Source organism: Streptomyces sp. CA-146814 (assembly GCF_050942385.1).
Lineage (GTDB): Bacteria > Actinomycetota > Actinomycetes > Streptomycetales > Streptomycetaceae > Streptomyces.
On the sequence record NZ_CP192068.1, the window covers coordinates 7,537,512 to 7,552,145 of the forward strand.

At 73.9% G+C, this 14,634-nt stretch carries 11 protein-coding genes; 2 read left to right on the plus strand and 9 right to left on the minus strand.

The features are described 5' to 3' along the window. Positions 1–76: 76 nt before the first annotated feature. Positions 77–2,287, minus strand: coding sequence for a HelD family protein (locus ACQP09_RS33400; RefSeq protein WP_433406847.1), 2,211 nt, complete (start codon positions 2,285–2,287; stop codon positions 77–79). Between the two features lie 307 nt (positions 2,288–2,594). On the opposite strand from ACQP09_RS33400, the gene ACQP09_RS33405 reads away from it, so the two are divergent. Beyond that, a complete protein-coding gene (locus tag ACQP09_RS33405) occupies positions 2,595–2,846 on the plus strand; it encodes a hypothetical protein (protein WP_433406407.1) in 252 nt (83 codons plus the stop codon). Between the two features lie 77 nt (positions 2,847–2,923). Here ACQP09_RS33405 and ACQP09_RS33410 read toward each other — a convergent pair whose 3' ends face one another. The 3 genes from ACQP09_RS33410 to ACQP09_RS33420 all read right to left on the minus strand — a co-directional run bounded on the left by ACQP09_RS33410 (position 2,924) and on the right by ACQP09_RS33420 (position 5,195). Next, entirely contained in the window at positions 2,924–3,352 is a 429-nt protein-coding gene (locus ACQP09_RS33410; RefSeq protein ID WP_433406408.1) for a pyridoxamine 5'-phosphate oxidase family protein, read from the minus strand. 65 nt (positions 3,353–3,417) lie between these two features. Next, positions 3,418–4,332 (minus strand): serine hydrolase, encoded by a 915-nt coding sequence (locus ACQP09_RS33415; RefSeq protein WP_433406410.1) that lies wholly within the window; start codon positions 4,330–4,332, stop codon positions 3,418–3,420. Then, positions 4,329–5,195: a LysR family transcriptional regulator gene (locus ACQP09_RS33420; RefSeq protein ID WP_433406411.1), complete on the minus strand. Its 867-nt coding sequence runs from the start codon at positions 5,193–5,195 to the stop codon at positions 4,329–4,331. Before ACQP09_RS33420 ends, ACQP09_RS33415 begins: the two co-directional genes overlap by 4 nt. Before the next feature lie 179 nt (positions 5,196–5,374). Here ACQP09_RS33420 and bla point away from each other — a divergent pair, with 179 nt between their 5' ends. Continuing rightward, positions 5,375–6,331 (plus strand): class A beta-lactamase, encoded by a 957-nt coding sequence (gene bla, locus ACQP09_RS33425; protein ID WP_433406413.1) that lies wholly within the window; start codon positions 5,375–5,377, stop codon positions 6,329–6,331. 12 nt (positions 6,332–6,343) lie between these two features. Here the strand turns inward: bla and ACQP09_RS33430 are convergent, their stop codons facing one another. From ACQP09_RS33430 to ACQP09_RS33450, 5 genes are all read right to left on the minus strand, one after another. Then, the gene (locus ACQP09_RS33430; protein WP_433406414.1) at positions 6,344–8,035 is read right to left on the minus strand and encodes a thiopeptide-type bacteriocin biosynthesis protein; all 1,692 of its coding nucleotides are present in this window, start codon (positions 8,033–8,035) and stop codon (positions 6,344–6,346) included. Between the two features lie 61 nt (positions 8,036–8,096). Then, on the minus strand, positions 8,097–10,007 hold the full coding sequence (locus tag ACQP09_RS33435) for a TOMM precursor leader peptide-binding protein (protein ID WP_433406415.1): 1,911 nt from the start codon (positions 10,005–10,007) through the stop codon (positions 8,097–8,099). Continuing rightward, positions 10,004–10,819, minus strand: coding sequence for a hypothetical protein (locus ACQP09_RS33440; protein ID WP_433406416.1), 816 nt, complete (start codon positions 10,817–10,819; stop codon positions 10,004–10,006). Before ACQP09_RS33440 ends, ACQP09_RS33435 begins: the two co-directional genes overlap by 4 nt. Positions 10,820–10,852: 33 nt before the next feature. Then, positions 10,853–11,803 carry a hypothetical protein gene (locus ACQP09_RS33445; RefSeq protein ID WP_433406417.1) on the minus strand — a complete coding sequence of 317 codons (951 nt, stop codon included), beginning with the start codon at positions 11,801–11,803 and terminating at the stop codon, positions 10,853–10,855. Then, positions 11,800–14,553, minus strand: a complete 2,754-nt coding sequence (locus ACQP09_RS33450) for a lantibiotic dehydratase (protein ID WP_433406418.1) — start codon at positions 14,551–14,553, stop codon at positions 11,800–11,802. The genes ACQP09_RS33445 and ACQP09_RS33450 overlap by 4 nt, the downstream gene beginning before the upstream one ends. Between the last annotated feature and the right edge of the window lie 81 nt (positions 14,554–14,634).

The following is a 14,634-nucleotide window of genomic DNA, read 5'->3' on the forward strand; positions in this document are numbered from 1 at the left end:
ATGCGCCGGGGCAACGAAAACGCCCCTCGGTGCGGACCGAGGGGCGTGACGGGCGGGGGGAAGGTGACGGCCGGGATCAGCGCAGCGCCGGGGGCAGCGCCTCCCGGTGGATGATGCCGAGCCGCTGGGTGGCCCGGGTCAGCGCCACGTACAGGTCGCTCGTCCCGTACCGGCCGGGCTCCACGACCAGCACATGGTCGAACTCCAGCCCCTTTGCCTGCCGTGGATCGAGCAGCACCACCGGCCGGGTGAGGTCGGGTTCGGCGCCTGCGGTGACCTCCTCCAGCGGGGCGGCGATCTCCTCGTGCAGCGCGCGCGGAGCGATCACCGCGAGGCGGCCCTCCTCGGGCGTCAGCTCGTCGACCGCCTTCGCCACCGTGCCCGCCAGATCCGCACCGGACTCCCGCACCCACGGCTCCTCACCGGTGGACCGCACCGAACCGGGCGCCACGAAGGACGGGTTCCGCTCCCGTACGACGCGGGCCGCCAGCTCCATGATCTCGGCGGGCGTACGGTAGTTGACCCCGAGCGTCACATGCTCGAAGCGGTCACCGACGTACGGCTGGAGGATCTTCTCCCATGAGCCGACACCCGCCTCCTCGGACGTCTGCGCCGGATCGCCGACCAGGGTCAGCGAACGCGTCGGGGAGCGCCGCATCAGCAGCCGCCACGCCATCGGCGACAGCTCCTGCGCCTCGTCCACGATGATGTGCCCGAACGCCCAGGTCCGGTCGGCGGCGGCCCGCTCGGCCGCGCTGCGGTGGTCGATCTCCTCGTGCCGCTCCGCCATGCGCTCGGCGTCGATGATGTCGTGGGCGGCGAGGACCTCGGACTCCTCGTCCTCGAACTCGTACGTCTCCGAACCGCGCGACAGCTCCAACAGCCCCTGCGCGTAGGCGATCCTCTCCTGGCGCTCGGCCTCGGCGGCGGCCCGCGCCCCACTGTCGTCGGCCCCGAGCAGCTCGGCCGCCTCGTCGAGCAGCGGGACATCGGCCGGGGTCCACTCGCCGCCACCGGCCGCCCGCCGCAGCACATCGGCGTCCGCCTCCGGTACGTACACGGGCTCGGCCAGATATCCGGCGAGGAACTCCTCCGGAGTGAGCACGGGCCACAGCGACTCGATGGCCTCGTGCACCTCCGGGCTCATCGCGACGGCCTTGCCGAGCTGCGCGATGTCGTCCGGCCCGAGGAAGTTCGGCCCGCCGTACGGATCGGCGCCGATCCGCTCGGTGAGCTGCTCGGTGAGCGCGTCGATGATCCGGAACGCGAAGTGCGGGCGCGCCAGATTGTGCGGCAGCAGCGTGTCCCGGGCCGCCTGCCGGGCCTCGTACGCGATCTCCCAGTCCAGGACGAGGTCACCGTCGTCGTGCGGGATGACCAACGGCGCACCGGGCTCCGGCAGTTGCTGCCGGTCGCGTACGGCGAGGGCGAGCGCCTCCGCCATCGGCGCACCGCCCTTGACGGCAGCCGCCCGAGGTGTGTCGGTGCCGGTGGCGTGGACGCCCGGGAAGAGCTCGGCCTGCGTGGCGAGCAGGACGCCGGTCTCGCCGAGCGCGGGCAGCACCTCCGCGATGTACCGCAGGAAGGCCGGGTTGGGGCCCACGATGAGCACCGCGCGCTTGGCCAGCACCTCGCGGTGCTCGTACAGCAGGAAGGCGGCCCGGTGCAGCGCGACCGCCGTCTTTCCGGTGCCGGGCCCGCCCTCGACGACGAGGACACCGCGGTGCGGGGCGCGGATGATGCGGTCCTGCTCCGCCTGGATGGTCCGGACGATGTCACCCATACGGCCGGTACGGGCGGAATTCAGCGCGGACAGCAGGACGGCGTCGCCGTTGCGGTCCTCGAAACCCGTCCGGTCCTCGTCCCCGAGGTCCAGGATCTCGTCGTGGAGCTCGGTGACCGTACGCCCCTCGGAGGTGATGTGCCGGCGCCGCCGCAGCCCCATCGGAACATGTCCGGTGGCGAGATAGAAAGGCCGCGCGACCGGTGCCCGCCAGTCGATCAGAAGAGGCGTGTGCTCGGCGTCGTCCTCACGGATCCCGATGCGCCCGATATGGTGCGCCCCACCGTCGGAAAGATCGATGCGCCCGAAACAGAGCGAACCGTCCACCGCGTTCAGCGCGGCGAGCAGACCCGACCGCTCCGCGACGAGCACATCCCGCTCCAGCCGCGCCTGCAGCCCGGTTCCCACCGGCGTCAGCGCCTCCTCGACGTGCCGGGCCGTGACCCCGCGCAGCTCGTCGACGCGCGCGTGGACACGGTCGACGAATTCCTGCTCTTCCCGCAATTCGACGGCTTCCCGGTTTGACAAAACGGCTCCCTGCCGGATATGGTTCTTCTTATAAGGCCTCCGCCTGAGGCCTTTCTGCATGAACACAGAAGAATCAAATATACGCGAAAAAATCCCTGGCACGCAATTGCGGACCGGGGATTCTTTGTGTGGCGAGGAGGCCCGCGCGGTGCCGGGAGGGGGAGTGCGGCCGTCCAGGTGTATTGCCTCCGGCATGTGCGTGTCCGCCCGCTCGACCCGCACCTCCCGCGTAATGGTTAGGGCTCCGCACCATCCGTTACGCAGTTGCTGAGAAGGAGCACCCATGCTTCGTCGTATCGCCGTCACTCTTGCGACCGTCGCCGTGGCCGGCCTCGTGGCGGCCACGCCCGCCGTGGCCGATGGCTGGGAGGGCGGAAAGACCGGTGCCGGCTACGGGGCCGTCGAGGCGCACCGCGGTCACGCCGAGTACACCAACCTCGGCGGCCCGTACGGCATCACCCACGCCACGGAGAGCCGGGAGCACGTCGCGGCGGAGCACGGCTACTTCTACGCCCAGTACCTCCAGGGCCGTTGATCCTCCAGAGGTGAGAGCAGGGCCCACCCCCTCGGGGGTGGGCCCTGCTCTCCGTTCCGGGGCCGGCGGCCCGTGGCTCAGGACGCGCCGAGGTCCGAACTCAGCCACCGCTGCGGCCGCAGGCGGATCACCACCTGCTCACCGTGCTCCTTCCAGGAGAAGTCGACGTAAGCCTCGACCTTCTCCGCCGGCAGATAGCGCGACGAGATCTCCACCAGCTGCTCACGAGTGGCGGGGAGCGTCGCGACGACGGGGCCCTCGACGGACACGTAGCGGATGGTCGGCTCCACCCGGTCGACCATCAGGGAGAACCGGCCCGCCTCAGCGATGAGCCGGGCCTTGCGGGAGTCACGCCCCGTCATGATCCAGACGTCGCCGCCGGGTTCGTACTGGTACCAGATCGGCACGGTGAGCGGCGCGCGCCCCTCCTCGGCCGACTCCACGGCCAGCGCGGCGATATGCGGTTCGGCCAGGAACTGTTCACGCTCGTCACGGGTCAGAGCCACGACTTCTCCTCCATAGAACGGGATGTCCTGAGCCCAGGCTGCCGCACCGCGCGCCCGGAGGCAGCTCAGACATCCTGGTTCGTACGGAGTTCCTCCACCGCGACCCTGGCCACCGCGCCGATCACGGCGTCCGCGCGTGGCAGCTTCTTGTCGGCGCGGGCGGCCTGGGTGAAGACCACGGCCGTGTAGACGCTGCCGTCCCCGAGCTCCACCACCCCCGCCTCGTGGCGCATCGAGCCGAACGTGCCGGTCTTGCCGTAGACGGTCACGTCGTCGTACGGGAACCCTGAGCCGAGCCGGTGGGTCCACGGCTGCGTGCGCATCGCCGCGCGCATGAAGGAGCAGCTCTCCGGGGACGCGGCCTCGTCCGTCCAGATCGCCCGGAGCAGCCGGGCGATCTCGGCCGGTGTGGAGGACGCCTTGTACGCGGGGTCGTAGACGTCCGGCGGTACGACGGTGTCGTTGTCCGCGACCCGCGCCATGGCGGCGTCCAGCGACCCGGCCCCCGTGTCGGCGAGCAGCCGGTCGAACGTACCGACGACCCCGCCGTGGATCCGGGTGTGCGGCAGACCGAGATCCGCGCACACCCGGTCGACGGTCTCGGCACCGACCGTACGCAGCACGGCGTGGGCCGCCGTGTTGTCGGAGACGCTCATCATCTGCACCACCAGGTCGCGCAGCGACATCGTGACCGGGTCGCGCAGGATGGACAGGCCCGTCGGGCCGGGCACCCGGTCGGCGGCCTCCAGGGTGAGCCGGTGGCGCGGGTCGACCCGCCCGGCGTCGGCCAGCCGGCAGAAGGCGGTCATCAGCGGCACCTTGTAGACGGAGCCCATCGGCACCTGCTCGTCCGGGTCGACGACCACGCGGGCCGACGGGCGGTCCAGCTGCGCCACGTGCAGCCAGCCCCGGACACCGGCGTCGTCGAACAGGGAGCGGATGGTCCGCTCCACCCCGCCGCCGCGCCGAGGCCCGTTCACCGGGCCGCCTTACGGGCGGCGAGGACGTCCTCCAGCAGCCGGGCCGTCGCGGCCGGATCCCCGGAGCCGGAACGCCGGGGGTTCCAGACGACCCGCAGCCGCAGAGGGAGCGGAGGGTCGGTCGCGGGCCGCCGTTCGACCCGGGAGGCCGTCAGCGCCTCGTCCGCCGTGACCAGGACGGCCTGGCCCGCCGCCACCAGCGCCAGCCCGGCCCGCTCGTCGGTGACCACCACCGTCTCCACCCGGCGGCCCCGGCTCGCCAGTGTGTCGACGAACAGGTCATGGGCGGCGGGTGCCTCGCCCCGGGGGCGTACCGCGACCGGCAGCCGCCGGGGTGCCGTGGCCGACGGGTGGGCCGGGGCGAGGATCCAGGTCGGCAGCAGGATCACCTGTCCGGCGGCCAGGCCGTGCAGCACGGCGGGATGACGGACCACGGCGAGGTCGAGGCGGCCGGAAGCGACATCGGAGAGCAGGGTCGCGGTGGGAGCCGTCACCGTGCTGATACGGGCCCGGTCACCGGCCCGGACCGGCGCGGCCGCCACATCGGCGGCGAGCGGCGCCGGCACCTCGGGTGCCAGCCCCAGCCGCAGTCGGCGGCCGTCCGCGTGCTCACGGGCGCCGGTCTCACGAAGCTCCGCCAGCGCGGCCAGGGCCCGCCGGGCGTGCGGCAGCAACAGCGCGCCCTCCTCGGTGAGGAACACCCCGCGCTCCCGCTCGAACAGCCGGACACCGAGCAGGGCCTCCAGTCGGCGCAGCCCCTGGGAGAGCGGCGGCTGGGTGATCCCGACCCGCTGGGCGGCGGCACCGAAATGCTCCTCCTCCGCCAAGGCGACGAAGATTTCCAGATGCCGTTCCGTCAGCACTCCGCCTCCCTGGCATGCGGCGATATGGCAGATGAATCACTCCGATGCCGAGATCGTATTCGACATGCGGACCGGCGGCGGGTTTGACTCCGCAGAGGCCGACGACGCGGCCCGGCCGCGACCGGGCGAACAAGCCCGCGCCCCACGAACGAACACCGCCGAGAGAGAGGTTCACCGCCGTGCCCTCCCGTAGGTCCGCCCATGTCTCCCGCCGCTCCGCGCTCGCCGCACTGACCGGCGCCGCCCTGCTCCCGCTCACCGGCTGTTCGACAGCCGGACCGGACACCACCACCGACGGAAGGAGCGGGCCGAGCCGTTCCGGCCCCGGACCCTCCCCGTCGGCCTCGGCCACTCCTCGTACCGACCGCGCCTTCACCGAACTGGAGCGGAAGTTCGACGCCCGGCTGGGCGTGTACGCGATCGACACCGGAGACGGCCGGACCGTCACCCACCGCCCCGACGAGCGGTTCGCCTACGCCTCCACCTGCAAGGCCCTGATCGCCGGTGCGGTCCTGGCCAGGAAGAGCCTGCCGCAGATGGAACGCCTGGTGCGCTACGGCCAGGAGGAGATCATCCCCAACTCGCCGATCACCGAGAAGCATGTCGCCACCGGCATGACCCTGCGGGAACTGTGCGACGCCACCATCCGTTACAGCGACAACGCCGCCGCCAACCTCCTCTTCCGCGAACTGGGCGGTCCCCGGGGCCTCCAGGACGCCCTGCGCGGAATCGGCGACCGCGTCACCCGCTGCGACCGCTACGAGATCGCCCTCAGCGACGCCACCCCCGGCGACCTCCGTGACACCAGCACACCCCGTGCCCTGGCCACGGACCTGCGTGCGTACGTCCTCGGCTCCGCGCTCCCGGCCGAGAAGCGGGCCGTGCTCGCCGACTGGCTCAAGCGCAACACCACAGGCGACCACACCATCCGCGCGGGCACGCCGCGCGGCTGGGTGGTCGGCGACAAGACCGGCACCGGCGGCTACGGGACCCGTAACGACATCGCCATCGTCTGGCCCCCGCGCGCCGCCCCGATCGCGATCGCCGTCCTCTCCCGCCGCGACACCAAGGACGCCGAACGCGACGACACCCTGATCGCCGGAGCCGCGAAGGTGGCCCTCGGCGCGTTCGCCTGAGCGGCCCGGGCTCTATGGCGCGGACACCGCCGGGTGGCGGCCGACCGGCAGGACGTACTGGAGCGGCTGGTCCAGGTCGTCGAGCCCGAAGACCTCGTGCGCCAGGTCGTCCCGGAACCCGCCGAGCGGTGTGGTGCCCAGGCCCAGCGCGGTGGCGGTGAGCAGGAGCGACTGCGCCAGGTGGCCCGCCTCCAGGAGGCCCAGGCGCAGAGCACGGAGACCGTAACGCTCCCGGAGCCGGCCCAGGTCGACGTAGAGGCCGAGCACCACCGGCAGCGCGTCCGGGACGATGGCGTCGGGATCGTCGGCGGCGCGCGAGAGGTACGAGGACAGCGACCTGATGTCGTCCATGGCCGGTGCCGGGCCGACGTACCGCAGCGAGCGGCGTTCCGGCACGCACTGGTAGGTGCCCGGCGCCAGCCCTTCGACGTCCAGTGCGATCAGCCGGAGACCGGCGGTGTAGAGAGCGCCGGCGCTCGGATACGGCCGGTGGCGCAGGACCCGTTCACCGCCGTCGGCGAACCGGAGGACCGACTCGTGCCCGGACGCGTGCGCGCCCCACAGCAGCGTGCCGAGCGAGGCCGCGTCCAGCGGTCCGGTGAGCGAACCCCGCCGGGAGACCCGGCTGTTCATCACCGCGTGCAGCGACACCTCCGGGAACGGGCCTGCGGGGAGCGGGAGTTCGGTGCCGCTTCGGAGGCCGGGTTCCCGGACCGGTACGTCACGTGGCGCCGAGTCCTGCTCCCGGCCGAGGTGGAACTTGCTCCGCTCCAGGTACTGCCGGTCGGGCGCGGTGTGGCCGTCCGGGAAGTACGAGGCCGGCCCGCCCCGGTCCAGGAGCGTGCGCGCGGCCAGCCGGCAGACCGCCCGCTCCTCGTCCGGCGCCAGGCCCATCCGGTTGAACAGCATGTGCAGCTGGGACGCCCAGACGTACGGGCGGCCCACCGCCGGGGAGACGGCGCGCAGCGCCCGGTCGGCGGCGCGGACGCTGTCGTGCCAGTCGGCCGCCGCACCGGTGGCCGTACCGTCCTCCAGCGCCTGCCGCAGGTCCCGCGCCCGGCTCGCGAGCGCGTCGCGCTGGAGCGCGTAGACGCTGTTGACCCGCGCGTGGACGTGCTGAGGGCCGAGCAGCGGCACATCCTCGGCCCACCGCCAGCTCGCGGCGTGCAGCCGCAGCCACCGCGCCGCCGCCAACCGGTCCATGCCGCAGGCGAGGGCGGTGGCGTGCGCGAGATCGACGGCCAGAGCGAGCCGCGCACTGCCACGCGGAGCGTCCCGTACGGCCCGCACCGCCACCCGACTGGAACGCTGGAACACCTCCTCAGCCACCGGCAGGGCCGCGGGCCCTCCGTAGCGCGCGGTCTCGGGAACGTACGGCTCCCTGCGGACCTCGGCGTGTTCCGCCTGCGCGTGTACGTCCTGTCCGTGTACGTCCTGCCCGTGTCCGGAGTCGGCGACGGGCACCCGCTCGGCCAGACGCGCGAGAGCCTTCGGCAGGGACGCGGCCCGCGCCTCGGACGCGCCGCGCACCCGCAGGCGCAGATGGTGGCCGCCCTCGTCGTACCGGATGAAGAACCAGCCGCCGGAGCCGAGCCCGTCGAGGAGCGGCGCCACGTCCTCGGTGAGGAACGCGTCGACGTCCTCGGGGGCGGAGCGCAGGAAACAGTGGAGGCTGAGCCAGGTGTCAGGGGATCCATTCGTCACGGGATGGCTTCCTGTTCCGGTGTTCTGGTCGGTGGACGCATGGACAAGCGCAGGGGACGGCTCACGGGAACGGGTGCGGATGCAGAGCGAGTTCGTCATGACGGGGCCTGTGCGCCACGCGTCCCAGCCGGAACGGCACGTCCAGCAGCCGGTCGAGCCCGAGCGTGCGCCGGTTGACATGTCCGAACGTCATCGGCAGTGAGCCCGGCACCACGACCTTCACCGTGTGCAGCCCGAGCCGGTCGCGGACGACGGACTCGCTCAGCGGTACGGCGACGACCTCCAGGCCGAGACCGGCCAGCCGGGCCACGGTCCGCTCCAGCAGGGCGGCGACATCCGGTACGGGCCCTGCTGCCCCGGGCCAGAGATCGCGCCAGTCCGTCTCCGGGCCGTCCGGGTCGAGGAAGTCCAACCGGGAGCGGGCCTCGGGAAGGGTGTTGACGGCCACATGGTCGGCCAACGTCCGCACCAGCTCGGGCTGTTCCAGCATCGGGAGCAGCCGCCGCCGGTCGAACATCTCCGGTTCGGCCCGGTGCCGGTGGACGGCGTTGACCACATTGGTCACCACCTCGGCGAGCGCGGAGCGGATCGCGGTACGCGGATGGTGATGGCTCCCGGCGGCGACGAACGCGGCCGGAGCCGTCGCCGGTTCACCCCGGTGCAGCGCGACCACGATGACGGCGGGCACCTGGAAGTCGTTCGTCGCGTCGAACAGCGCCACCCGGTATCCGGCGAGCGCCGCACGGTCCACGAGGTGCGCCGCCTCCAGGTCGTCGGCCGGTACGGCGATCCGGCGCAGCGGGGTGCGCGCGTACCAGGCCATCAGGAACGCGTCCCGCTCGGCGACCTCGAACAGCCCGTACAACGCCGCCTCCGCCGGGCTGTTGCCCAGCCCGCAGCCGTTGGAGCACTCGTACACCACCCGGGGCCGGCCCGGGCTCGGGTCCCAGTACGCCACGTGCTCGGGCACCGCCGTCGTACGCTCCCGGGTCAGGGACCAGCCGTGCACCCAGTCCAGCTCCAGCTCCGGTGTGTACGGCACGGTCGCGGACGCGGGATGGCCGTGGTGGACGGGGTCGGGCAGCCCGAGCCGCACCGGGTCCACCGCCCGTTCCGGGCCGAGCTCGGTGTACGGGGCGCGCAGGACCGTCCGGTGACCGGTGGGGCTCATCGACGCCAGGCGCTCCGCCCCCTCGAACAGGGCGACGCGCTCGCTGCTCTCGAAGTCGATGCTCCGCCCGTACCCGCCGTCGCGCGTATGACGGCCGTACGTCACATACGCGCTGGTCAGGCTGTGCACGGACTCCTCGGTACGCAGGATCTGGTGGACCGGCCCGAACCGCTCGTCGAACAGCACCTCCCGCAGACCCGCCAGGCCCGTACGTGCGTTGGGCTCGCGCAGCGACACCGGGTCGCCGGGCGGCCTCGGTACGCGGCGCGCGGCGGGGCCGAAGGCGGCCTCGGCGACCTCCGGGCCGTCGGGCGGCAGCGGCAGGCAGACCACGCACCCGCCCACGGGCTCGAAGCGGTGGGTCGACCAGGTGGCCCGGCCGCTGTGGACGACATGGATGGCCGGTTCGCCTCCGGTCATGAGCGACGCGGCCAGTACAGCGACGGCGTCGACGAACGCCGGGGAGGGCCGGCCCGCCAGCCGCAGCGCGGGGCTGTGCCACGGCACCCGGCCGCCGATCGTCGCCAACCGCCGGTACTCGGTGCACGACAGACACCCCCGCGCACCGGGCCGCAGCACGGGCCCGACCACCGTCAGCGCCCCGTCGCCCCGCACGGGCACGAGCGTCACCGGATGGCGCAGCGCGTGCCGGGACAGCTCCTCCGCCGTCCCCGGCGTCCAGGAGTCCAGGACCACGACGGCGCTGCCCTCGGTGAGACGCAGGGCGTCCGCGGCATCGAGGACGGGGCCGGATGTCTCCGCGGCGAGGGCTTGGCGGAGCGGGTCGGTGGCGGTGGTCACGGTGATCCTTCCGCGGAGAGGGCTTCGGGGCGTGCGGACAGGACGGAGAAGCCGCACTGCCGCAGCGCCGATCGGAGCGCGTGTACGTCGGCGTGCGCGTCGGCCGACGGCTCCCAGGGGTGCGGGGACCAGCCGGTCAGTACGGTCAGGGCTTCCTGGAGCTCCGGTTCCCGGCGGGCCGCCTCCGCCAGCCAGGCCGTCGTCCACCCGGTGTCCTCCCAGGGGGCCGTCGCTTCGGGGCGGGCGAGCGGGGCCGACGCGCCGGTGGGTGTGACCAGGTGCCGGGCGTGTGGGGCGTCGGTGGCCGACTGGACCCTGACCACGGCGGAGAGCGCGGCGAAGGCGACGGCATCGTCCGCCGACGCCTCGACGGCCGTGGAGAGCAGGCCGGATGCGCGCTCCCGGAACCGCGCCCGGAACACAGCTCCGCCGCCGTCCGTATCCAGGCGTGACACCGCCACCTCCGCGTCGACCCCGAGCCGCCGGACCAGGACGGACCACCAGTGGTGGGCTTGCGGGTGGCGTTCGGGATCGGGGCTCCAGGGCACGTGTGTGGCTGTCGCGGTGTGCTGCCGTGCCAGCGTCCGCCGCAGGGCGCGCCCGCGTGCGTGCTCCGGGCCCGCCCCGACCACCAGGTCCCCTTCCCCCGTCCCCAGCCGGAGTTCGGCCGCTCGGCAGACCGCCTCCAGCCGGGCCAGGTCCGCCCGGGCCGCGCCGGAGACCAGGACCTCGCCCGCCACCGAGCAGCGGACCAGCGCGGCGGGCAGCTGGGGGAGCGGCCCGGGGTCCGGCTCGTCCAGCACTCCGGCCATGTGGTCGGTGAGTACCGGGATACGGGCCAGCGCCTAGGCCAAGGTACGTACGGCAGGACGCGACCGGACCCGGTCGGGGTCCACGAGCACGGAACCCGCCCAGGTGCGGTACTCACCCCGCAACGGCTCCCGCTCCGCCACCAGTGCCGCCGGCAGCCCGGGCAGCAGCCGGGCATCGCCCGCCTCGGCCGACGGGTCGCGGAGCCCGGCCACCGCACACACCAGCCGCTGCGCCGCCGAGGAGGCGAGAAGCGCGGCCAGGCCCGGGTGCTCGGCCGCGCCGTGCACCTCCCGCTGGCGCAACCGGTCCGCCAGCCCGTCGGCGTCGGCACGTGCCTGGAGCGGGCTGCCCACCGGCGTAACGAATCCGACGCCCGAGCGCAGGCCGGCGGCCACCGCCCGGTCCTCTTCGCCGGCGAGGGCCGGCGGCACGCCGACTTCGGAGCCGACCAGCAGGATCTGCCCGTCCGGCAGCTCCGCCGTCTCCACGGTCTCCGTCCGGACACCGGCTCGGTCCAGCGCCCGTACGGCGGCGCGTGCGAGCGGACCGTCCGGACGCGCGCCGAGAACCCGCACCCGGGTGCGGGAGAGCGCGGCTGCGGCGTCCGTGGGCCGTTCGGCGACCGCACCCAGCCACCCATCCCCGCCGGGGCGCTCGACCAGGAGGCCGTGGTCGTGCAGTTGGCCGATCACCGTCACCAGGGCGGCCCGCAGCGGCGAACCCGCCGGGGCCGTCAGCGCCGGCTCCGCGCTCCCGTCCGTCGCGAGCGCCTCGGCCAGGCGGTTCCACAGCACCGGCAGCCCGGCGCCGCCCTCCAGCGTGACGCTGGGGATCCAGCCCCGCAGATGTACGCCGTTGTGGAGCACGGTCACCGAGACCCCCGGCCGCAACATCCACCGCCCCAGCGAATCCAGCGCGTCCGGCTCCGCCCGCGGGCCTTCCGGGGAGGTGGTCGCGGTCTGCGCCGCCTGATCGACGGTCATCGGTCGTCCCTTCGGTTCGCCTGCCGGGCAAGCGCACGGTCACCGGAAGCGCCGGAAGCGCCGGAAGCGCCGGCACGGTAGGTCTCCACCACCAGCTCCACCGCCGCGTACCTCGCGCCCCGGGCCGGCGCCGGCAGCGCCTCCTCCAGGACCGCCCCGTCCGGGTGGCGGGCCAGCCACTTGCCCAGGCAGCGCAGATGCAGCGCGTCGCCGAGGTCCACGTACTGCGGCTTGGGGCGGTCGAGTGCGCTCAGCAGGTCCTCGTCCACCCGTCCGCCCCGGACCGGTGGCGCGGCGTGCAGATAGAGCTCATCGGGTACGCCGAGCAGGGCCCGCCAGCGCGCCACCGTCCCGACCGGCACCTCACCCTCCGCCGCGAGCTCCGCGAGCAGCACCGCCACCGTCGGGCCCGCCAGCTGCCAGCGGCGCCGGCGCAGCACGAGATGGCGGTGGCGCAGGCGCGGGGTGCGCACCAGGTCGCCGCCCGGTACGGCGGTGAGGTGACGGGGTACCAGGGCGCCGAAATCGGCCATGCCGTGCGGGTGGTCCATCAGCAGGGGCGCGAGCCTCGGCTGGAGCAGGAGCGGCGCGAAGACTCCCGCGTAGAGCACATCGGCCCACTCGCCGGTGGCCTTGATCCGGACGCGTACCTCATCGCCGTCCAGGTCATGGACCAGTTCCACGTCGCCCATGGCGAGGGAGGTGGACGAGCGGTCCGGTCCGATCTCCTCCGGTACGAACCGGGGATGCAGGTTGGCGTTGAAGCCGCTGACCGGCCGCACCTGCGCCACAGGGGCGCCGGGGCCGAGCGTGCCGGACACGGCGGCGGCCGTCTCGCGTACGGCCTCGGGGTCCAGGGCGTCCAGGAACCGGCTGCTGAACCGTCCCCACCCTCCGTACACATGGTTCACGCAGAGCAGCCCGCCGGGCGCCCGCTGGACGAACCCGGTGTACGAGACCGGGCGCCGCGCCGCCCACGACGGCAGCCGGGAGCCGAGGGCGGCCACCAGGCCGGCCGGCAGGACGGCGTCGTCATCGGGCCCGCCGCCGTGGTCCGCGTGCACGGCCGCCACCAACTCGGCCCGGAGCGCGGCGAGCCGGCGGACACCACCTGCGGCGGTGGAGCCGTCGCCGTCCACGCCGGGGTCGCCTCCGCCGGTGGCGCGCGCGGCCTGCTGCCATGCCGCATTGGCGTCGGCGCCGAAGTCCCACACGTGCGGGCAGGTGCCGCCGGGCCCGTACCGCGCGACGAAGGCGTCCCGCACATGCCGCCGTACCACCGGACCGACGTCGAACACCTCGGCCAGGAAGCCCAGTTCAGCCAGCACCCGGTGGTCGGCAGCGCCGAGGAAGCCGTCCAGGCGGACCGGCTGCCGCATGACGATGTCCTCGCTGAGGACGGTGAGGCGGGCGGACGAGGGGCCCACCGGGCGGCCCGCCTCGGCCAGGAGCGTCATCCAGCGGTCCCTGAGGGTGGCGAGGAGGGCGGCGCGTTGGCCGGGGTCGGCGGCGCCGAACTCGCCGGTGGCCGAAGAGAGTTCCTCGATACGGATGGCCAGCTCGCGGTCCTGGGGGGAGCCGGTCTCCCGCAACCAGTGGGCCAGCCGGGGGAGGGGATCGGGGTCCTGGGGGTCGAACGGCTCCACCGGGACGAGCAGCCCCGCGTCACAGACCTGCCGGAGGAAGGCGGCTGCTGCGGCGATCTGCGCCGGGTCGGGGGCCGAGTCCGGCGCCGGGTCCGCATCCGGACCCCTTGACTGTTTTGCTGCGAGCATCCCGGCCAGTGCGTCGAGCGTCGCCGGAGGGTCGCACAGCGCGGCGAGCCGCCGCAGCGGTTCCGCCGCGCCGAGGGTGACCTCGTCGTCCTCCACCGCGAGGAAGCGGGCGGCGGTGAAGGCCGTACGGGAGCGGGCGAAGGCGGCGCGGCCGTCGGAGACACGCGGGCTGCTGCACAGGCGGTGCGGCAGGGTCGAGCGACGGCGCGGGTCCGCCGCCAGCGCCGCGAACAGGGTGTCCACCAGCGTCCGGTTGGCGCGGACCACGGCCTGCGCCGAACCGACCGGCAGATCGGCGCCGTTCCAGGAACCGGCTTCCCCGTTGTCCGGTGCCGTCGGCAGCACCCCCCACCCCACCCCCGCGAAGGCCGACAGTGGGGTCGTACGGGCGACCGCCCGCGTCGCATGGCGCAGCACGCCCGCCTCCTCCTTCCGCGTCCTGCGGTCCGTCGGCCCTTGCCCGGCCCGCTCCACCGCCCGCAGCAGGTCGGCGCTGGTGAACGACGCGGCGCGCAGGAACGAGGGCTCCCGGCACAGCCCGGCGAGCGCCGACCGGCCGGCGGCCAGCGCGGGAGCGGTCCCGGAGCGGAGAGCCGTCAGCAGCTCCTCCTTGCGTCCATGCGCGTCGAGCCAGGCGCGCAGTTCGGGTACCCGGTCAGGCAGGCCACCCAGGCTGCGGAGGAGGGCGGGCCGCGGCTCGCGCCCGTTGTGCACGGCCCGGCGGAGCGGCAGCACCACCTCGCGGTGGAAGTCCTCCGCATGGCCCGCCCGGCTCGCGTACAGCGCGTCACCGAGCGCGGGGGCCAAGGCGGTGAGCCGGTCCTCCAGCTCCACCAGCCCGGCCAGCGCGGCTCGGAACGCGGCGGCCGGTCCGGGCTCGGCCGGCAGACTCAGCAAGGTCGTACGCACCAGCGCGCCGGGGGCGATCCGGGGAAGCGGAACCCCGCGCTCGTCACGAACAGGGGCTGGGGGCATCTGGAGTTCCGGTACGGGCGGGTTCACATCGATCCAGTCGGCTGGGCGTTGGACAGAGCCCCCGGCACATTTCGGGAGGCG